The following is a 20,900-nucleotide window of genomic DNA, read 5'->3' as shown; positions in this document are numbered from 1 at the left end:
CGCGCTGCAAACATTTGAGAGACTCGTTGAACCACTTCTTACGTCAAGAAGCGTTCAATCGTTTCAATTTTCAGCTTGTTCCAGATTGTTAAAGAGCAAATATCTCAAACATGACTCGCAAGTCAGTTTTGAGATATCGTTTGATACCGTCTTTCACCCGATATCAGCAAGTGGCGTCCCCTAGGGGATTCGAACCCCTGTTACCGCCGTGAAAGGGCGGTGTCCTAGGCCTCTAGACGAAGGGGACACGAAATTTTCTTAGCGAATCACTGATTCGCTAATTTCGTGTAAGGGTGAGATTTTCCCAGGAAAATCGAGCGACATTGTTACTTGTCACCGTACCCCCAACGCATCGACGCTTTGCTCGTTCTTTTCATCAGACAATCTGTGTGGACACTGCACAGTCAGGATATCTTTCGGTAAGGAGGTGATCCAACCGCAGGTTCCCCTACGGTTACCTTGTTACGACTTCACCCCAGTCATGAATCACAAAGTGGTAAGCGCCCTCCCGAAGGTTAAGCTACCTACTTCTTTTGCAACCCACTCCCATGGTGTGACGGGCGGTGTGTACAAGGCCCGGGAACGTATTCACCGTAGCATTCTGATCTACGATTACTAGCGATTCCGACTTCATGGAGTCGAGTTGCAGACTCCAATCCGGACTACGACGTACTTTATGAGGTCCGCTTGCCTTCGCAGGTTCGCTTCTCTTTGTATACGCCATTGTAGCACGTGTGTAGCCCTACTCGTAAGGGCCATGATGACTTGACGTCATCCCCACCTTCCTCCAGTTTATCACTGGCAGTCTCCTTTGAGTTCCCGGCCTAACCGCTGGCAACAAAGGATAAGGGTTGCGCTCGTTGCGGGACTTAACCCAACATTTCACAACACGAGCTGACGACAGCCATGCAGCACCTGTCTCAGAGTTCCCGAAGGCACCAATCCATCTCTGGAAAGTTCTCTGGATGTCAAGAGTAGGTAAGGTTCTTCGCGTTGCATCGAATTAAACCACATGCTCCACCGCTTGTGCGGGCCCCCGTCAATTCATTTGAGTTTTAACCTTGCGGCCGTACTCCCCAGGCGGTCGATTTAACGCGTTAGCTCCGGAAGCCACGCCTCAAGGGCACAACCTCCAAATCGACATCGTTTACGGCGTGGACTACCAGGGTATCTAATCCTGTTTGCTCCCCACGCTTTCGCACCTGAGCGTCAGTCTTCGTCCAGGGGGCCGCCTTCGCCACCGGTATTCCTCCAGATCTCTACGCATTTCACCGCTACACCTGGAATTCTACCCCCCTCTACGAGACTCTAGCTTGCCAGTTTCAAATGCAGTTCCCAAGTTAAGCTCGGGGATTTCACATCTGACTTAACAAACCGCCTGCGTGCGCTTTACGCCCAGTAATTCCGATTAACGCTTGCACCCTCCGTATTACCGCGGCTGCTGGCACGGAGTTAGCCGGTGCTTCTTCTGCGAGTAACGTCAATTGATGAACGTATTAAGCTCACCACCTTCCTCCTCGCTGAAAGTGCTTTACAACCCGAAGGCCTTCTTCACACACGCGGCATGGCTGCATCAGGCTTGCGCCCATTGTGCAATATTCCCCACTGCTGCCTCCCGTAGGAGTCTGGACCGTGTCTCAGTTCCAGTGTGGCTGGTCATCCTCTCAGACCAGCTAGGGATCGTCGCCTAGGTGAGCCATTACCCCACCTACTAGCTAATCCCATCTGGGTTCATCCGATGGTGTGAGGCCCGAAGGTCCCCCACTTTGGTCTTGCGACGTTATGCGGTATTAGCCACCGTTTCCAGTGGTTATCCCCCTCCATCGGGCAGATCCCCAGACATTACTCACCCGTCCGCCGCTCGCCGGCGAGGAAGCAAGCTTCCTCCCGCTGCCGCTCGACTTGCATGTGTTAGGCCTGCCGCCAGCGTTCAATCTGAGCCATGATCAAACTCTTCAATTAAAAGCTTGATTCGCTAAGTTAATAGCTGTTGCTCAAAGATTACTGCATGAATTTTACTTCAGTTAGTCACTCTTCAAGACTTGATATTTTTTTGCATCCGAAGATGCTGGATATCGTCTTGTGAGTGCCCACACAGATTGTCTGATAAATTGTTAAAGAGCAGTGAGTTACGCGCTTTCGCTTGCTAACTCGAGGTGGCGTATATTACGCTTTCCTCTTTCAGAGTCAACCCGTTTTTCAGGATTTTTTCTCTGTCGGCCCCGGATACTCTGTGAAGTTGTTCACATGTTCCGTGTCGATGGAGGCGCATTATAGGGAGTTCCGCGCAGGCCGCAACAGGTATTTTCAACAAAAACGATCGTTTGCTGCATTCCACAGCAAAAGCCGCCCTTATACCCACTTTTGCACAAACTTATCCACAATCCGTATTTGAGCGGAAAATTTACGAGCACCACGCAAACGTTTTCGCTACAATTCCCGGCGATGAAACGATCCCCCTTTATGGGGGCGTTACCTGAATCTGTTCCTGTTCCTCTTTATATAGAGAGTTAAAAGGTAGAGATTCACGTAACGCTCTTTATATTGCGACTCAAAAGCCAAGGGATAAAACCATGCAACAACCTCGTCCAATCCGCCGGGCCCTGCTCAGCGTTTCTGACAAAGCCGGTATCGTTGAATTTGCGCAGGCGCTGTCACAGCGCGGCGTTGAACTCCTGTCTACCGGCGGCACCGCCCGTCTGCTGGCCGATGCCGGCCTGCCTGTCACCGAAGTGTCCGACTACACCGGTTTCCCGGAGATGATGGACGGACGAGTCAAAACCCTGCATCCCAAAGTACACGGCGGCATTCTCGGCCGGCGCGGCCAGGATGACGCCATCATGAGCCAGCATGCGATCCAGCCGATCGATATGGTGGTCGTCAACCTGTATCCTTTCGCCCAGACCGTCGCACGCCCGGATTGCTCGCTGGAAGACGCGGTAGAGAACATCGATATCGGCGGGCCGACCATGGTGCGCTCCGCCGCCAAGAACCATAAAGACGTCGCCATCGTCGTCAAGAGCAGCGACTACGCGGCTATTATTGGCGAGATGGATAACAACGACGGCTCCCTGCTGTACACAACCCGCTTCAATCTGGCGATCAAGGCCTTTGAGCACACTGCCGCCTATGACAGCATGATCGCCAACTACTTCGGCACGCTGGTGCCGGCTTACCACGGCGATACCGAACAGCCTGCCGGCCGCTTCCCGCGCACCCTGAACCTGAACTACGTGAAGAAGCAGGATATGCGCTACGGGGAAAACAGCCACCAGCAGGCCGCCTTCTATATAGAAGAAGATCTGCAGGAAGCCTCCGTCGCCACGGCGCAGCAGCTGCAGGGTAAAGCGCTCTCTTACAACAACATCGCGGATACCGACGCCGCGCTGGAGTGTGTGAAAGAGTTCGCCGAGCCGGCCTGCGTGATCGTCAAACACGCCAACCCATGCGGCGTGGCGATTGGCGACGACATTCTGGCCGCCTACGAGCGCGCTTATAAAACCGACCCGACCTCCGCATTCGGCGGCATCATCGCCTTTAACCGCGAGCTGGACGCCGCCGCTGCGCAGGCGATTATCAGCCGCCAGTTCGTGGAAGTGATTATCGCGCCAAGCGTCAGTGAAGAAGCACGCAGCCTGCTGGCCGCCAAACAAAACGTGCGCGTACTGGCTTGCGGGCAGTGGCAGCAGCGCGTTGCCGGCCTGGACTTCAAACGCGTTAACGGCGGGCTGCTGGTGCAGGATCGCGATTTAGGCATGGTGAGCACCGATGACCTGCGCGTCGTCACCGAACGCCAGCCAAGTGAGCAGGAGCTGCGCGACGCGCTGTTCTGCTGGAAAGTGGCCAAGTTCGTGAAGTCCAACGCCATTGTCTATGCGCGCGACAATATGACCATCGGCATCGGCGCCGGCCAGATGAGCCGCGTTTACTCCGCCAAAATCGCCGGTATCAAGGCGGGCGATGAAGGGCTGGAAGTGAAAGGGTCCGCGATGGCGTCTGACGCCTTCTTCCCGTTCCGCGACGGTATTGATGCCGCAGCGGCAGTGGGCATCACCTGCGTGATCCAGCCGGGCGGCTCCATCCGCGACGACGAAGTCATCGCCGCCGCCAACGAGCACGGCATCGCCATGATCTTCACCGACATGCGCCATTTCCGCCATTAATCCCCTGTTATTGCGTGCGCCGCGTGGCGCACGCCGTTTTTTGTGGAGCACCTGATGAATATTTTAGTGATCGGTAACGGCGGGCGTGAACACGCGCTGGCCTGGAAAGCCGCCCAGTCGCCGCTGGCTGATAAAGTCTACGTCGCCCCCGGCAATGCCGGCACCGCGCTGGAAAGCAACCTGGAAAACGTTGCCATCTCCGCCACCGACATCCCGGCGCTGCTCGCCTTTGCCCAGAGCCACGACATCGGTCTGACCATCGTCGGGCCGGAAGCACCGCTGGTCATCGGCGTGGTGGACGCCTTCCAGGCCGCCGGCCTGAAAATCTTTGGCCCGTCGCAGGCCGCCGCCCAGTTGGAAGGCTCCAAGGCATTCACCAAAGATTTCCTCGCCCGTCATCAGATCCCGACGGCGGAGTACCAAAACTTTACCGACGTAGATGCGGCGCTGGACTACGTGCGCGGCAAAGGCGCGCCGATTGTAATTAAGGCCGACGGCCTGGCAGCGGGTAAAGGGGTGATCGTCGCCATGACGCTGCAGCAGGCGGAAGACGCCGTGCGCGATATGCTGGCGGGCAACGCCTTTGGCGACGCCGGCCACCGTATTGTGGTGGAAGAGTTCCTGGACGGCGAAGAAGCCAGCTTTATCGTGATGGTGGATGGCGAGCACGTGGTGCCGATGGCCACCAGCCAGGATCACAAACGCGTCGGCGACGGCGATACCGGCCCGAATACCGGCGGCATGGGCGCTTACTCGCCGGCGCCGGTGGTTACCGACGAGATCCACCAGCGGGTGATGGACCAGGTGATCTGGCCGACGGTGCGCGGGATGGCGGCGGAAGGCAATACCTACGTCGGTTTCCTGTACGCCGGCCTGATGATCTCCAGCAAAGGTCAGCCAAAAGTGATCGAGTTCAACTGCCGCTTTGGCGACCCGGAAACCCAACCGATCATGCTGCGCCTGCGCTCCGATCTGGTGGCGCTGTGCCTGGCCGGCGCCGAAGGCACGCTGGACCAGCAGACTTCCGAGTGGGATGAGCGCCCTGCCCTTGGGGTGGTGCTGGCGGCCGGCGGCTATCCTGGCGACTACCGCACCGGCGATGTCATTCACGGCCTGCCGCAGCAGGAAAGCGCCGACGGTAAGGTATTCCATGCCGGCACGCAGCTGAAAGACGGCGACGTGGTGACCAGCGGCGGACGCGTACTGTGTGTGACGGCGCTGGGTGAGACGGTGGCGCAAGCACAGCAACGCGCTTACCAACTGGCGACGGATATTGCATGGCAGGACAGCTTCTGCCGGAAAGATATCGGTTATCGCGCGATCGCGCGCGACAAGTAAATCACGCGCCATGGCAGGGCGCGCTCGCCGCGTCCTGCCCCCTTCTCTTACAGCGCGTCTTCCTGCGGTTCCCAGGTACAGAAGTCTTCGTTCGCCACCAGCAGCAGCTGACGCCCTTCCGGCGCCTCCAGCCAGGCCACGCTGACCGCGCCAGCGCTGTTACTTGCCCGGCGTTCAATCCACGCCGTTGCGCTGTCGCCCAGCTCCGGGTCGCGCCACTGTCCGGCGCAGGTTTTCACTCTGCCCTGTTGCCAGCGCCCCTGCTGCAGGATCACTTTGCCGGCCCGCAGCGTATCGCTTAACTCGAGTACGCGGCGCGCCTGATATTGATAACGGGCGATGTCGTCCGCAGACAGCGGTTCACGCCGCGTCGCCAGCTGGCGCTGCATAAAGCTGACCGTGCCGTCGTCGGTAAAACGCAGTTGAATGGAGTCGCGGTCGCCGTCGGCGTCGGTACGCTTGATTTGCCTCAGCGCGCCGTGCTGATAGTCATAGCGGGTTGTCACGGTGCCAACGCCGCGGTAGGGGCTGTATACGGTCACCAGCACCGCCGGACGCTGTTGTTCGTCGTCTTTACGCCACAGGCGAATCACGCCCTGATCGGCCACATAGCCGCTGGCGGTAAAGGCGGGAGGGGTATGATGCCAACTGCAGGCGCTCAGAGCGCTGGCAATGCCAATGGCCGCCAGCGCCCTGCGCATAAACAAAAGGGGCTTCAAAGCCCCCCTGTTTAATCTTTTCACCAACACGCGGTCTTATTTAACTGCGTCTTTCAGTGCTTTGCCAGAAACGAACGCAGGTACGTTAGCCGCTGCAATTTTGATTTCTTTGCCAGTCTGTGGGTTGCGACCAGTGCGCTCTGCACGATGGTTTACTTTGAAAGTACCGAAACCAACCAATTGTACCGCATCACCGTCTTTCAGAGACTCAGTAATAGCAGCCAGGGTAGATTCCAGAGCCAGTTTAGCTTGTGCTTTGGAAAGGTCAGCCTTGTCCGCGATTACATCAATCAGTTGAGTCTTGTTCATAAGTTATCCTTACAGTGTGTTTATCGTTTGCAAAGCATCGAGTGCGACGGATATGCCGATTGACAGCACTCTCCTGCATACACGCACCGATAGCCACTTTTTTTACGCCCCCCAAATGTAGACCAGACAGGGTGCGGATGTGAAGCCTTAAGGCATGACAAATCAGGCGTTAAATCACGTTTTCTTGCCTTATTGCGCTAAATTTATCCCAATATTACTCACGCCAGCCTCACGAAGGTCTGCGCGCAGCCCTTTAATCAGGTCTAAATCGCGCTCTTCGCAGGCTGCCAGCAGGCGGAAAATTTCCCACTGGATGTCCCATTCTTCCTCAACCGCCGGCAGAACCTTCAGTTCTTCATCGGTCATTTCTTTCCCGGCCTGGGTCATTTCCAACATCGCCACGGTGCGAATTGATGTTTCGCTGATGGCGATGGCGTGCTCCAGCGTCTCCCCGCTGAGGCGCGAATGGATCAGTTCCCCTAATGCGATACACGCATCAATTGCCGGGTAAACGCCGTAAAGATCGTAATCTCCCGCCGTCGGTATCGCTTCCTCCAACTTCTCGAGCTGGCTGTCGAAGTTGACCTTGGCGTCTTTCACTACCAGCGTTTCCCAGACCAAGTCCAGGATTCGACGATACACCTGCGGGTCACCAAACTCGGTTTGCAGGCAGAACATCTGGTAATTCGGATACATACGCTCGCACAGACTAGCCATAAAGGTCAAATGTTGCCAGCTTTCAAGCTTTTCCAAGCGTAAATGAATTGGGTTACGGAGCATTATTTTATCTCACTCGCTGAGTCTGCGGCGCAGTGTAACCTAAAACGCGCATGGCGACACCTCCGGATGCGCAGCCAGCCAGCGTTGGAAGGCCGGCCGGCGCGAAGCAATGGCGTCCGCCCAGCGCGTCGGTTCGGGTAAACGATAGCCCGCCATGCAGCGCTGCACCCAGGCCAGTGCGCCGTCGGCGCTGACGCGGTGCCCGGTGGCGATAAACAGCGGGTTGCAGCGCGCCTTGCTGCGCCATACCCAGCCCAGCTGTTCGCCCTTGTCCATCAGCGCGCTTTTGGCGCCGACCTCGGCGCTCAAAGGCTCAAACTTGCCGCACAGGCGCTTTTTCGCCACGCCGATAGTCGGCACGTCAACCAACAGGCCAAAGTGGCTGGCTACGCCGAGGCGACGCGGATGCGAAATACCGTGGCCGTCGACAAAGATCAGATCGGGCTTCTGCCGCAGCTGTTCCCAAGCCGCCAGCAGCGCCGGGTATTCGCGAAACGAGAGAAAGCCGGGAATGTACGGCATGGTGGTGGCGATACGCGCCACCTGGTATTCCACCAGCGCCAGCGACGGGTAGCGCAAAATCGCGATAGCGGCGCGCGTTACTGCGCCTTCCTGTTCGAACCCCACGTCGCAGCCGGCGATAAAGGCCGGCGGGTCAACCGCCAGCCGATCCTGGCGAATCACCTCGGCGGCGCGCTGTAACTGCTCGGCGCGCAGCGTCTGGGTATCAATCATGGCAACAACTCCTTGTATGCGCTATCGCTGAGGCGCGTTCGGGATCAGCGATGATATTTGGCCGACAGCGCGTGCACCGCCTCGACAAAGACGCCGGCGTTTTCCGGCGGCACGTCCAGGTGAATGCCGTGGCCCAGGTTAAACACATGCCCTTCGCCGTGGCCGAAGCCGGACAGAATGGTTTCCACCTCCTGCTCAATACGCTGCGGCGCGGCGTACAGCATTGACGGATCCATATTGCCCTGCAGCGCTACCCGGTCGCCGACCCGACGGCGCGCATCGGCGATATCGGTGGTCCAGTCCAGGCCCAGCGCATCGCAGCCGGTCGCCGCCATGGCTTCCAGCCACTGGCCGCCGCCCTTGGTAAACAGCGTCACCGGCACGCGGCGGCCGTCCTGTTCACGCTGCAGGCCGTCGACGATTTTATGCATATAGTTCAGTGAGAATTCGCGGTAATCACGGCCGGTCAGCACGCCGCCCCAGGTGTCGAACACCATGACCGACTGCGCGCCCGCGCGGATTTGCGCGTTCAGATACATAATCACGCTGTCCGCCAGCTTGTCCAGCAGCAGGTGCAGGGTCTGCGGCTCGGCGTACATCATCTTTTTCAGCTTGGTGAACGCCTTGCTGCTGCCGCCCTCAACCATATAGGTCGCCAGCGTCCACGGGCTGCCGGAGAAGCCGATCAGCGGCACCTGGCCTTTCAGCTCGCGGCGGATGGTGCGCACCGCATTCATCACGTAACCCAGCTCGACTTCCGGGTCGAACAGCGGCAGCTTTTCCACGTCGGCGCGGCAGGTAATCGGCGATGAGAAACGCGGCCCCTCGCCGGTTTCAAAATAGAGCCCCAGCCCCATGGCATCGGGAATGGTCAGAATGTCGGAAAACAGGATAGCGGCATCCAGCGCATAGCGGCGCAGCGGCTGCAGCGTGACCTCGCAGGCCAGCTCGGCGTTCTTGCACAGCGACATAAAATCGCCGGCCTGCGCCCGCGTGGCCTTATACTCCGGCAAATAACGACCGGCCTGGCGCATCATCCATACGGGGGTGACATCCACCGGCTGGCGCAGCAGCGCACGCAGGTAACGATCGTTCTTTAACTCAGTCATTATTGGCTCCCTTAATTCAGCTGGCGCTATTGTATACCCAAAAGAATGGGCGTTGTACCAAAGCGCCAACGCCGGCAGCCCATCATGCGTCCCGGCACAGCACCACGGTGTCCTCAATCAGGCGCCGCGCCACGGTGCCCGGCGGCGGCAACTGGGGCAGCTTATCGTAGCGATACCAGCCGGCATTCAGCAGCTCCTGCGGATCGTGACGCAGTTCACCGCGGTGATAATCCGCCATAAAGGCCATCATCAGCGACTGCGGGAACGGCCAGGGCTGGGAGGAGATATAGCGCAGGTTCTTGATTTCAATATTACTCTCCTCCATCACCTCGCGCGCCACCGCCTGTTCCAGCGTTTCCCCCACCTCGACGAAACCGGCCAGCACCGTATGGATGCCGCCGCGGTGACGCACGTGCTGCGCCAGCAGGATTTCGTCATCGCGACGGATGGCGACGATCACGCAGGGGGCGATTTGCGGGTAATAGCGTTCACGGCAATGGTCGCACAGGCAGGCGTTCTCGGTTCGGCTCAGGTGCATCTTATGGCCGCAGTAGCCGCAAAACTGGTGCGAGCGATAAAACTCGGCCAGCTGCACGCCGCGCCCGGCCAGTTGAAACAGCGCGCGATCCAGGTCCAGCAGTTGACGCACCGAGCCCATCTCCTGCGGCATGGCGCGGCGCACCAGCCAGACCGGCGCCCCTTGCCACTCGCCAATTTGCCGCGCCGCTTCACCGCGCAGGCCCCATTGTTCAGCAGCACCAAACGGCAGTTCACCGTTTGGTAACCAAAGTTTGTTTTCATGGCTGACGATCCACCAGCCCTTTTCGTTACCCGTTAATGCAAGTTCCATATCGTTGTTGCACAACCTCAGCTTCACTGGCAATCTAGAAATCGGTACCGTTACATTTCCATAACTTACCGTTACTTTTTCTTACTTACGGAGTCAACAATGCTCAACCACTTGGAAAGCCTGACTCAGCGCGTTGGTGGTAGTAATGAATTAGTTGATCAATGGCTTGAGGCACGTAAGCAGTTGCTGGTTGCTTACTGCACGCTCGTCGGCATCAAGCCGAATAAAGAAAAGCATACGCCGCTTAATGCAAAAGCGCTGGAGAACTTTTGCCATAATCTGGTGGATTATCTCTCCGCAGGGCATTTTCATATCTATGACCGAGTCATCAAGCAGGTAGAGGGCGCCCGTAGTCCGAAAATGACCCTCGCCACGCAAATTTATCCCAAGCTGTGGATCAATACCGAACAGGTGATGGCGTTCCACGATCGCTATGCCGACACCGAGATCGATCAGGATCTCTGTCTGGCGTTTCATCAGGCGCTGTCGGACATCGGCGAAACCCTGGCCGCCCGCTTCGCGCTGGAAGATCGCCTGATCCAGCTGCTCACCGAAACCTGGCAGCCCAACCAACCGGAAGCGGAAAAAGGCAACCTGGTCCAATAGCTTTCCCTTGCAGCAAACAATAATGCCCTTCTATACTGGGGGCTCTTGTCGGAGTGCCTAGCGCCAGGCTTGTTATCAAGTCGGCCAGGCTGAGACCGTTAATTCGGGATCCGCGGAACCTGATCGGGCTAATACCCGCGAAGGGAACAAGAGTAATCTATCGCCACCGGCAGAGCCACCACCCGCGTCTGCCGATCGGCCAGCATCGTTACTCCCTCCGAGCTCCAGACAAGCAATTTTCCCAACTCACCCGACTTGTAGGAATTTGCTATGTCTAATAACAACCAGCGTCCCCGTAAAGTACAGCGTGAAGAAGCGCAGCAGTTTATCGATAACCTTCAGGGCGTCGCCTTCCCCAGCTCCCGCCGTATCTATCTGCAAGGGTCGCGTCCCGACCTGCGGGTGCCGATGCGCGAGATCCAGCTCAGCCCGACCCTGATCGGCGGCAGCAAAGACGAACCGCAATACGAACCGAACGAAGCGGTGCCGGTCTACGACACCGCCGGCCCTTACGGCGACCCGGCCTCTCAGTTGGACGTGCACCGCGGCCTGGACAAGCTGCGCGCCGGCTGGATCGCGGAACGCGACGATACCGAAACGCTCGCCCACGTCAGCTCCGGCTTTACCCAGCAGCGCCTGGCGGATGAAGGCCTGGACCACCTGCGCTTCGAGCATCTGCCGCAGCCGCGCAAAGCGCAAGCGGGCAAATGCGTCACCCAGTTGCACTATGCGCGCGCCGGCATCGTCACGCCGGAGATGGAATTTATCGCCATCCGCGAAAATATGGGCCGTGAGCGCATCCGCAGCGAAGTGCTGCGTCAGCAGCATCCCGGCCAGAGCTGGGGCGCCAACCTGCCGGAAAACATCACGCCGGAGTTTGTCCGTCAGGAAGTAGCCGCCGGCCGCGCCATTATCCCGGCCAACATCAACCACCCGGAATCCGAACCGATGATTATCGGCCGCAACTTCCTGGTGAAGGTCAACGCCAATATCGGCAACTCTGCGGTCACCTCCTCCATCGAGGAAGAGGTGGAAAAACTGGTGTGGTCCACCCGCTGGGGCGCGGATACCGTGATGGACCTCTCCACCGGCCGCTATATCCACGAAACCCGCGAATGGATCCTGCGCAACAGCCCGGTGCCGATCGGCACCGTCCCGATCTATCAGGCGCTGGAAAAAGTTAACGGCGTGGCGGAAAACCTCACCTGGGAGATGTTCCGCGACACGCTGCTGGAACAGGCGGAGCAAGGGGTCGACTACTTCACCATCCACGCCGGCGTGCTGCTGCGCTACGTGCCGATGACCGCCAAACGTCTGACCGGCATCGTCTCGCGCGGCGGTTCGATCATGGCCAAATGGTGCCTGTCGCACCATCAGGAAAACTTCCTGTATGAACACTTCCGTGAAATCTGCGAAATCTGCGCCGCCTACGACGTATCGCTGTCGCTGGGTGACGGTCTGCGTCCCGGCTCGGTACAAGATGCCAACGATGAAGCGCAGTTCTCCGAGCTGCATACGCTGGGCGAGCTGACCAAAATCGCCTGGGAATACGACGTGCAGGTGATGATCGAAGGCCCGGGCCACGTGCCGATGCATATGATCCGCCGCAATATGACCGAAGAGCTGGAGCACTGCCACGAAGCGCCGTTCTATACGCTGGGGCCGTTGACCACCGATATCGCGCCGGGCTATGACCACTTCACCTCCGGCATCGGCGCCGCGATGATCGGCTGGTTCGGTTGCGCCATGCTGTGCTACGTCACGCCGAAAGAGCACCTGGGGCTGCCGAACAAAGAGGACGTCAAGCAGGGGCTGATCACCTATAAGATCGCCGCGCACGCCGCAGACCTGGCCAAAGGCCATCCCGGCGCGCAGATCCGCGATAACGCCATGTCCAAGGCGCGCTTTGAGTTCCGCTGGGAAGACCAGTTCAATCTGGCGCTGGATCCCGCCACCGCCCGCGCCTATCACGATGAGACGCTGCCGCAGGAGTCCGGCAAAATCGCCCACTTCTGCTCCATGTGCGGGCCGAAATTCTGTTCGATGAAAATTTCACAGGAAGTTCGCGACTACGCCGCCGCGCAGGAAGCCGCCAAGCCGATTGAGGTGCTGTCCGGCATGGAAAGAATGTCCGCCGAGTTCCGCTCACGCGGCAGCGAGCTCTATCACAGCGCCACCGCGCTGCAGGAGGACAACAATGGCTGAGATATCAGGCCCGTTTCCCGCCACGCCGCAGCGCCTCGGGCTGTACCCGGTGGTGGACAGCGTGATGTGGATCGAACGCCTGCTGGAGGCAGGCGTCACCACCATCCAGCTGCGGATTAAAGACCTGCCGGACGAGCAGGTCGAAGCCGATATCATCGCCGCCATCGCCCTCGGCAAACGCTACCATGCCCGGCTGTTTATCAACGACTACTGGCGACTGGCGGTTAAACACGGCGCTTACGGCGTCCATCTGGGGCAGGAAGATCTGGATAGCACCGATCTGGCGGCCATCCAGCGCGCCGGGCTGCGTCTCGGGGTATCAACCCATGACGATGCCGAACTGGCACGCGCCAAAGCGCTGCAACCTTCCTATATCGCACTCGGCCATATCTTTCCCACCCAGACCAAGGATATGCCCTCCGCACCTCAGGGACTGGCGGAGCTGAAGCGCCACGTGGCGACGCTGGCAGCCTATCCGACGGTGGCGATCGGCGGCATCAGTATCGACCGCGTGCCGGCGGTACTGGCCTGCGGCGTCGGCAGCGTGGCGGTGGTGAGCGCCATCACCCAGGCGCCGGACTGGCGCGCCGCCACGGCGGAGCTGCTGCGTCTAATTGAAGGCAAGGAGTAAGCATATGCTCAGCGATCACGAGTTCTTGCGTTACAGCCGGCAGCTGCTGCTGGAAGACATTGGCCCCGAGGGGCAGGAAAAACTCAAAGGCGCCAGCGTGCTGATCGTCGGCCTGGGCGGCCTGGGATCGCCGGCGGCGCTGTACCTGGCCGCCGCCGGCGTCGGCACGCTGCTGCTGGCGGACGACGACCAGCTGCATCTCACCAATCTGCAACGGCAAATCCTCTACCGCAGCGCCGATGTGCCACAGGGAAAAGCGCTGCTGGCCCAGCGCCACCTGCAGGCGCTTAATCCGCAGGTCGAGTCGATTGCACTGGCGCAGCACCTGCAGGGCGCGGAGCTGCAACAGGCGGTGGCGCGCGCCGACCTGGTGCTGGACTGTAGCGACAATATGGCGACCCGCCACGCGGTCAATGCCGCCTGCGTGGCCGCCGGCAAGCCACTGATCAGCGGCAGCGCGGTCGGTTTCAGCGGGCAGCTGCTGGTTATCACCCCGCCGTTCCAGCAGGGGTGCTACGCCTGCCTGTATCCCGACCAGGCGGAGCCGCAGCGCAACTGCCGCACCGCCGGCGTACTCGGCCCGGTGGTCGGCGTTATCGGCACGCTGCAGGCGCTGGAGGCCATCAAGATGCTGGCGGGCATGCCCTCCGCACTCAGCGGCAAACTACGGCTGTTCGACGGCAAACAGCAAAGCTGGCATACCCTGCAGCTGAGCAAGTCCCACGTGTGCCCCACCTGCGGAGGCGACGTATGCAAATCCGCCTGAATGAGCAAACGCTGGAACTGGCGGCGCCGCTCAGCGTCGGCGACCTGCTGTCGCAGCTGGCGCGCGACCAGCCGGGCACCGCGCTCGCCATCAATCAAGTCATCATCCCGCGCGCCGACTGGGCCAATCATCTGGTGCAGGACGGCGATGACATTCTGCTTTTCCAAGCGATTGCCGGAGGCTGATATGCTGCAAATCGCCGATACCACCTTTACCTCACGCTTATTTACCGGCACCGGCAAGTTCGCCACCCCGGCGCTGATGCTTGCAGCGCTGCAGGCGTCCGGCTCACAGCTGGTGACCATGGCCATGAAGCGCGTCGACCTGCAGGGCGGCAACGATGCGATCCTCGCGCCGCTGCGGCAGCTGGGCGTACGCCTGCTGCCCAATACCTCCGGCGCCAAAACCGCTGCGGAGGCCGTATTCGCCGCCCGGCTGGCGCGCGAAGCCCTTGGCGCCCACTGGGTGAAACTGGAAATCCACCCGGACGTGAAATACCTGCTGCCCGACCCGATCGAAACCTTGAAAGCCGCGGAAACGCTGGTCAAAGAGGGCTTCGTGGTGCTGCCCTACTGCGGCGCCGACCCGGTGCTCTGCAAACGGCTGGAAGAGGCAGGCTGCGCCGCGGTAATGCCGCTGGGCGCGCCGATCGGCTCCAACCGCGGGCTGCGCACCCGCGATTTTCTGGAGATCATTATCGAGCAGGCCAAAGTGCCGGTGGTGGTCGACGCCGGTATCGGCGCGCCGAGCCACGCACTGGAAGCCATGGAGCTGGGCGCCGACGCGGTGCTGGTGAATACCGCGATTGCCGTCGCCCGCGATCCGGTACAGATGGCGCAGGCTTTCCGCCTGGCGCTGGAAGCCGGCGAGCTGGCGCGCCAGGCAGGCCTCGGCCACAGCCAGCGCGGCGCGGTCGCCTCCAGTCCGCTGACCGCATTTCTCAGCCAATCGGCGGAGGTGGGCTAATGACGGAAGATTTCTCGCAACGCTGGCAAACGTTTGACTGGGACGATATTACCCTGCGCATCAACGGCAAAACGGCGCACGATGTGGAGCGGGCGCTGAACGCGGAGAAACTGACGCGGGACGATTTTATGGCGCTGATTTCGCCGGCGGCAGCCCCCTATCTTGAGCCGCTGGCGCAGCGCGCCCAGCAGCTGACCCGCCAGCGCTTTGGCAACGTGGTCAGTTTCTACGTACCACTCTATTTATCCAACCTGTGCGCCAACGACTGTACTTACTGCGGTTTTTCCATGAGCAACCGCATTAAGCGCAAGACGCTGGATGCCGACGAAATTGCCCGTGAATGCCGGGCCATCAAGGCGCTGGGTTTCGAACACCTGCTGCTGGTCACCGGCGAGCACCAGACCAAGGTCGGCATGGACTATTTTCGCCGCCACCTGCCGCAAATCCGCCCTCAGTTCAGTTCGCTGATGATGGAGGTGCAGCCAATGTCGCAGGAGGAGTATGCAGAGCTGAAAACGTTAGGGTTGGACGGGGTGCTGGTTTACCAGGAAACCTATCATCCGGCGGCCTATCAGCAGCATCATCTGCGCGGGCAGAAACAGGATTTCCACTGGCGGCTGGCCACGCCGGATCGTCTGGCGCGCGCCGGGATCGACAAGATCGGGCTGGGTGCGCTGATCGGCCTGTCCAACAGCTGGCGCACCGACTGCTATCTGTTGGCGGAGCATCTGGCCTACCTGCAGCAGACCTACTGGCAGAGCCGCTATTCAATTTCATTCCCGCGTCTGCGGCCGTGCGCCGGCGGTATCGAGCCGGCGTCGCTGATGGATGAAGCCCAGCTGGTGCAGCTGATTTGCGCCTTCCGGCTGTTTGCTCCTGACGTAGAGCTTTCTCTGTCGACGCGTGAATCACCGCACTTCCGCGACCACGTGATCCCGCTCGCCATCAACAGCGTCAGCGCCGGCTCCAAAACGCAGCCGGGCGGCTATGCCGATGACGTACCGCCCGAGCTGGAACAGTTTGAACCGCACGATGGCCGCACTCCGCAGCAGGTCGCTCAGGCGATCGACAAGGCCGGGCTGCAGCCGGTGTGGAAAGACTGGGACAGCTATTTGGGACGTGCGCCGCAATAGCCGGCAACGTTTTCAACCGCCGCAAGAAAGTGCCGGAAGCGGCACGCAGTCTCGGCCAACAGCGCTGGCCGGCGCCAGGCATTGGCGTAGAGTGGCGACGTTGGTTATCACTCCCGAAGCCAACCGGGGTTATCTTCCCCTCTTGATAACCCCGCCTTACCAACCCCGGAGCGTATGGCCAGCGCGCCATGCGTCTCCGGCTCCTTATGATCCCGCGCCGATCGACAGGCAAAAAAAAACCGCCCCCGAAGGAGCGGCTTATCAATACTGGCCCGGCGTACCGGGCCGCGGCATCAACGCGATTACTCGTCGTCGCTGCCGTTCAGGCCTGCATTCAGCAATTCAGCCAGGTTGGCAGTCGCTTCTTCCGCGCTCACCTGCGGAACAACCGGTGCTTCGCCCTGCGCACGACGACGCATGCGGTCCTGGTGATAAGCGTAACCGGTACCGGCTGGAATCAGACGGCCCACGATGACGTTCTCTTTCAGGCCACGCAGTTCATCACGCTTGCCGGCAACCGCCGCTTCGGTGAGAACGCGCGTCGTTTCCTGGAACGATGCGGCAGAGATGAAGGACTCGGTCGCCAAGGAAGCCTTGGTGATACCCAGCAGGTCGCGTGCGAAGGTTGCCCCAATCTTGCCGTCAGCTTCCAGCTGGCGGTTGGCAATCTTGACGCGGGACACTTCAGCCTGTTCGCCTTCCAGGAACTCAGAGCCACCAGCGCTAACGATGGTGCCTTTACGCAGCATCTGACGAACGATAACTTCGATGTGCTTATCGTTAATCTTAACGCCTTGCAGACGGTAAACTTCCTGCACTTCGTTGGTGATGTAGCGGGTAACCGCATGCACACCACGCAGACGCAGAATATCGTGCGGCGACTCTGGACCATCGGAAACCACATCACCACGTTCGACGCGTTCGCCTTCAAACACGTTGAGCTGACGCCATTTCGGAATCATCTCTTCGTAGGCATCGCTGCCGTCCAGCGGGGTGATAACCAGGCGGCGTTTGCCTTTGGTCTCTTTACCGAACGAGATAATGCCGCTGATCTCAGCCAGGATTGCCGGCTCTTTCGGACGACGGGCTTCGAACAGATCCGCAACGCGCGGCAGACCACCGGTAATATCCTTGGTACCGCCGGATTCCTGCGGAATACGCGCCAGGGTGTCACCGGAACCGATCTGCACGCCGTCTTCCAGCTGAACAATCGCTTTGCCCGGCAGGAAGTACTGAGCCGGCATATCGGTGCCCGGGATCAGAACGTCGTCGCCATTGGCGTCCACAACTTTCAGCGCCGGACGCAGGTCTTTACCGCCCGCGGTACGTTCTGCAGAATCCAGAACCACCAGTGATGACAGGCCGGTCAGTTCGTCGGTCTGACGAGTAATCGTCTGGCCGTCGATCATATCGGCGAAGCGAATGAAACCGCTCACTTCACTGACAACCGGCATGGTGTGCGGATCCCAGTTCGCAACGGTTTCACCGCCGGTCACTTCCGCGTTGTCGCCTTTCGCCATCACGGCGCCGTAAGGCACCTTGTAGCTCTCTTTGGTACGGCCGAATTCGTCGATCAGCTTCAGCTCGGTGTTACGCGAGGTGATAACCAGCTTATCGCTGCTGTTGACAACAAACTTGGCGTTGCTCAGCTTGATGCTACCGCTGTTTTTCACCTGGATGCTGGATTCAGCAGCCGCACGCGATGCCGCACCACCGATGTGGAAGGTACGCATCGTCAGCTGGGTACCCGGCTCACCGATGGACTGTGCTGCGATAACGCCGATGGCTTCACCCTTGTTGATGATGTGGCCACGCGCCAGGTCACGACCATAGCAGTTGGCACACACGCCGAAGTCGGTTTCACAGCTAACGACGGAGCGAACCTTCACGCTGTCAACGGAGTTCTCTTCTAACAGATCACACCATTTCTCGTTCAGCAGGGTGTTACGCGGCACCAGAATGTCCGCCGTACCCGGCTTCAGGACTTCTTCCGCGGTCACACGACCCAGTACGCGCTCACGCAGCGGCTCTTTCACGTCGCCGCCTTCGATGACCGGAGTCATCAGGATGCCGTCGTGCGTGCCACAGTCGTCTTCGGTCACTACCAGATCCTGCGCAACGTCAACCAGACGACGCGTCAGATAACCGGAGTTTGCGGTTTTCAGTGCGGTATCCGCCAAACCTTTACGCGCACCGTGCGTGGAGATGAAGTACTGGAGTACGTTCAGACCTTCACGGAAGTTCGCGGTGATTGGCGTTTCGATGATGGAGCCGTCCGGCTTCGCCATCAGGCCACGCATACCGGCCAGCTGACGAATCTGAGCGGCGGAACCACGCGCACCGGAGTCGGCCATCATAAAGATGCTGTTGAAGGAAACCTGCTGTTCCACTTCGCCGTCACGGTTAACCACGTCTTCTATCGACAGGTTTTCCATCATCGCTTTAGCAACGCGTTCGTTGGCCGCAGCCCAGATATCGATAACCTTGTTGTAGCGTTCGCCGGCGGTAACCAGACCCGATTGGAACTGCTCCTGGATCTCGGCAACTTCGGTTTCCGCTTCTTCGATGATCTCGGCTTTCTTCGCCGGGATAACCATGTCGTCGATACCTACGGAAGCACCTGAACGGGCTGCGTAAGCAAAACCGGTGTACATGATCTGGTCAGCAAAGATAACGGTCGGCTTCAGGCCCAGGATGCGGTAACAGGTGTTCAGCATCTTGGAGATCGCTTTCTTGCCCAGCGGCTGGTTAACGATAGCGTACGGCAGGCCTTTCGGCACGATCATCCACAGGATGGCGCGGCCGATGGTGGTGTCCACCAGGCTGGTCTGCGTCGTCCACTCGCCTTCCGCATCTTTCACTTCTTCAGTGATACGCACTTTAACGCGCGCGTGCAGAGAGGCCAGGCCGGCGCGGTAAATACGCTCGGCTTCTTTAGGACCGTTCAGCACCATGCCTTCGCCTTTGGCGTTAACACAGTCACGGGTCATGTAGTACAGACCCAATACAACGTCCTGCGACGGAACGATGATTGGCTCGCCGTTCGCTGGAGACAGGATGTTGTTGGTCGACATCATCAGCGCACGCGCTTCCAGCTGGGCTTCCAGCGTCAGCGGTACGTGAACAGCCATCTGGTCACCATCGAAGTCGGCGTTATACGCCGCACAAACCAGCGGGTGCAGCTGGATGGCTTTACCTTCGATCAGTACCGGTTCAAAGGCCTGGATACCCAAACGGTGCAGGGTTGGTGCACGGTTCAGCAGTACCGGGTGTTCGCGGATCACTTCATCCAGGATATCCCAAACGACGGCTTCTTCGCGCTCAACCATTTTCTTGGCGGCTTTGATGGTGGTGGCCAGGCCACGCAGCTCCAGCTTGCCGTAGATGAACGGTTTGAACAGTTCCAGCGCCATTTTCTTCGGCAGACCACACTGGTGCAGACGCAGGTATGGACCAACGGTGATAACGGAACGGCCGGAGTAGTCAACACGCTTACCGAGCAGGTTCTGACGGAAACGACCCTGCTTACCTTTGATCATGTCGGCCAAAGATTTCAGAGGACGTTTGTTGGAACCGGTGATCGCACGACCGCGACGGCCGTTATCCAGCAGCGCATCTACCGCTTCTTGCAGCATACGCTTTTCGTTGCGCACGATGATGTCCGGCGCGGCCAGATCCAGCAGGCGCTTCAAACGGTTGTTACGGTTGATAACGCGACGATACAGATCGTTCAGATCGCTGGTCGCGAAACGACCGCCATCCAGCGGAACCAGCGGACGCAGATCCGGCGGCAGTACCGGCAGCACGGTCAGGATCATCCACTCCGGCTTGTTGCCGGACTGTACGAACGCTTCCAGCAGCTTGATACGCTTGGTCAGCTTCTTACGCTTGGTTTCGGAGTTGGTTTCGTTCAGCTCTTCGCGCAGAGTTTCACACTCTTGCTCCAGATCCATGTTTTTCAACAGGGCCTGGATCGCTTCCGCACCCATCTTGGCGTCGAATTCATCACCGAACTCTTCCAGCGCGTCCAGATACTGCTCTTCAGTCAGGATCTGACGACGCTCGAGGTTGGTCATACCGCCTTCAACCACCACGTAGGATTCGAAGTACAGTACGCGTTCGATGTCACGCAGCGGCATATCCAGCAGCAAACCGATGCGGGACGGCAGCGATTTCAGGAACCAGATGTGCGCAGTCGGGGAAGCCAGTTCGATGTGGCCCATGCGCTCACGACGCACTTTGGTCTGGGTCACTTCAACGCCGCACTTCTCACAGATGACGCCGCGGTGCTTCAAGCGCTTGTACTTACCGCACAGGCACTCGTAATCTTTTACCGGCCCGAAGATACGGGCGCAGAACAAACCGTCACGCTCTGGTTTGAACGTACGGTAGTTAATGGTTTCCGGCTTTTTAACTTCACCGAACGACCACGAACGGATCATGTCTGGCGATGCCAGAGCAATCTTGATCGCATCAAACTCTTCGGTCTTAGTTTGCGCTTTCAGAAACTTCAATAAGTCTTTCACGGATTGGCTCCTGTCGGAGTTAAACCTGTTGGGAAGAGGCAAATATCGCCTCTTCCCGTGTGAC

Annotated in this window: 16 protein-coding genes, 1 tRNA gene, 1 rRNA gene and 1 riboswitch; of the genes, 9 read left to right on the top strand and 9 right to left on the bottom strand. The window is 59.2% G+C overall.

Features of this window, described 5'->3' with window-relative positions:
• Positions 1 to 171 precede the first annotated feature (171 nt).
• Positions 172 to 247: transfer RNA gene (locus tag D781_RS01300), tRNA-Glu, on the bottom strand.
• Between the two features lie 173 nt (positions 248 to 420).
• Positions 421 to 1,962, bottom strand: a 16S ribosomal RNA gene (locus tag D781_RS01295).
• A 611-nt stretch (positions 1,963 to 2,573) separates the two neighbouring features.
• On the opposite strand from D781_RS01295, the gene purH reads away from it, so the two are divergent.
• Positions 2,574 to 4,163, top strand: coding sequence for a bifunctional phosphoribosylaminoimidazolecarboxamide formyltransferase/IMP cyclohydrolase (gene purH, locus D781_RS01290; protein ID WP_015344242.1), 1,590 nt, complete (start codon positions 2,574 to 2,576; stop codon positions 4,161 to 4,163).
• A 54-nt stretch (positions 4,164 to 4,217) separates the two neighbouring features.
• A complete protein-coding gene (purD, locus tag D781_RS01285; RefSeq protein ID WP_015344241.1) occupies positions 4,218 to 5,501 on the top strand; it encodes a phosphoribosylamine--glycine ligase in 1,284 nt (427 codons plus the stop codon).
• Positions 5,502 to 5,548: 47 nt separating this feature from the next.
• Here purD and D781_RS01280 read toward each other — a convergent pair whose 3' ends face one another.
• The 6 genes from D781_RS01280 to nudC form a co-directional block, all read right to left on the bottom strand.
• Positions 5,549 to 6,202 carry a DUF1481 domain-containing protein gene (locus D781_RS01280; RefSeq protein WP_041411957.1) on the bottom strand — a complete coding sequence of 218 codons (654 nt, stop codon included), beginning with the start codon at positions 6,200 to 6,202 and terminating at the stop codon, positions 5,549 to 5,551.
• Positions 6,203 to 6,256: 54 nt separating this feature from the next.
• Positions 6,257 to 6,529: a nucleoid-associated protein HU-alpha gene (gene hupA, locus D781_RS01275; RefSeq protein WP_015344239.1), complete on the bottom strand. Its 273-nt coding sequence runs from the start codon at positions 6,527 to 6,529 to the stop codon at positions 6,257 to 6,259.
• 189 nt (positions 6,530 to 6,718) lie between these two features.
• Positions 6,719 to 7,309 (bottom strand): YjaG family protein, encoded by a 591-nt coding sequence (locus D781_RS01270; protein ID WP_015344238.1) that lies wholly within the window; start codon positions 7,307 to 7,309, stop codon positions 6,719 to 6,721.
• A 39-nt stretch (positions 7,310 to 7,348) separates the two neighbouring features.
• Entirely contained in the window at positions 7,349 to 8,041 is a 693-nt protein-coding gene (gene nfi / locus D781_RS01265; RefSeq protein ID WP_102024996.1) for a deoxyribonuclease V, read from the bottom strand.
• A 47-nt stretch (positions 8,042 to 8,088) separates the two neighbouring features.
• The gene (gene hemE / locus D781_RS01260; RefSeq protein WP_015344236.1) at positions 8,089 to 9,153 is read right to left on the bottom strand and encodes a uroporphyrinogen decarboxylase; all 1,065 of its coding nucleotides are present in this window, start codon (positions 9,151 to 9,153) and stop codon (positions 8,089 to 8,091) included.
• An 82-nt stretch (positions 9,154 to 9,235) separates the two neighbouring features.
• Positions 9,236 to 10,003 carry an NAD(+) diphosphatase gene (gene nudC / locus D781_RS01255; protein ID WP_015344235.1) on the bottom strand — a complete coding sequence of 256 codons (768 nt, stop codon included), beginning with the start codon at positions 10,001 to 10,003 and terminating at the stop codon, positions 9,236 to 9,238.
• A 99-nt stretch (positions 10,004 to 10,102) separates the two neighbouring features.
• On the opposite strand from nudC, the gene D781_RS01250 reads away from it, so the two are divergent.
• From D781_RS01250 to thiH, 7 genes are all read left to right on the top strand, one after another.
• Positions 10,103 to 10,609, top strand: coding sequence for an Rsd/AlgQ family anti-sigma factor (locus D781_RS01250; RefSeq protein ID WP_015344234.1), 507 nt, complete (start codon positions 10,103 to 10,105; stop codon positions 10,607 to 10,609).
• 39 nt (positions 10,610 to 10,648) lie between these two features.
• Positions 10,649 to 10,772, top strand: a riboswitch (TPP riboswitch).
• A 107-nt stretch (positions 10,773 to 10,879) separates the two neighbouring features.
• Positions 10,880 to 12,814, top strand: coding sequence for a phosphomethylpyrimidine synthase ThiC (gene thiC / locus D781_RS01245; protein WP_015344233.1), 1,935 nt, complete (start codon positions 10,880 to 10,882; stop codon positions 12,812 to 12,814).
• Positions 12,807 to 13,445 carry a thiamine phosphate synthase gene (gene thiE / locus D781_RS01240; protein ID WP_015344232.1) on the top strand — a complete coding sequence of 213 codons (639 nt, stop codon included), beginning with the start codon at positions 12,807 to 12,809 and terminating at the stop codon, positions 13,443 to 13,445. Before thiC ends, thiE begins: the two co-directional genes overlap by 8 nt.
• A 4-nt stretch (positions 13,446 to 13,449) precedes the next feature.
• On the top strand, positions 13,450 to 14,211 hold the full coding sequence (locus tag D781_RS01235; protein ID WP_015344231.1) for a HesA/MoeB/ThiF family protein: 762 nt from the start codon (positions 13,450 to 13,452) through the stop codon (positions 14,209 to 14,211).
• The gene (thiS, locus tag D781_RS01230; protein ID WP_015344230.1) at positions 14,196 to 14,396 is read left to right on the top strand and encodes a sulfur carrier protein ThiS; all 201 of its coding nucleotides are present in this window, start codon (positions 14,196 to 14,198) and stop codon (positions 14,394 to 14,396) included. Before D781_RS01235 ends, thiS begins: the two co-directional genes overlap by 16 nt.
• A gap of 1 nt (position 14,397) precedes the next feature.
• Positions 14,398 to 15,177: a thiazole synthase gene (locus tag D781_RS01225; protein WP_015344229.1), complete on the top strand. Its 780-nt coding sequence runs from the start codon at positions 14,398 to 14,400 to the stop codon at positions 15,175 to 15,177.
• Positions 15,177 to 16,310 (top strand): 2-iminoacetate synthase ThiH, encoded by a 1,134-nt coding sequence (thiH, locus tag D781_RS01220; protein ID WP_015344228.1) that lies wholly within the window; start codon positions 15,177 to 15,179, stop codon positions 16,308 to 16,310. Before D781_RS01225 ends, thiH begins: the two co-directional genes overlap by 1 nt.
• 302 nt (positions 16,311 to 16,612) lie before the next feature.
• On the opposite strand, the gene rpoC is transcribed toward thiH, so the two are convergent.
• Positions 16,613 to 20,836 (bottom strand): DNA-directed RNA polymerase subunit beta', encoded by a 4,224-nt coding sequence (gene rpoC / locus D781_RS01215; protein WP_015344227.1) that lies wholly within the window; start codon positions 20,834 to 20,836, stop codon positions 16,613 to 16,615.
• Positions 20,837 to 20,900: the final 64 nt, after the last annotated feature.

The sequence above is a fragment of the Serratia sp. FGI94 genome (assembly GCF_000330865.1).
In the GTDB taxonomy this organism is placed as follows: Bacteria; Pseudomonadota; Gammaproteobacteria; order Enterobacterales; family Enterobacteriaceae; genus Serratia_B; species Serratia_B rubidaea.
Note: the sequence above shows the minus strand (reverse complement) of the source record. Positions and strands in the feature narration are given on the sequence as shown.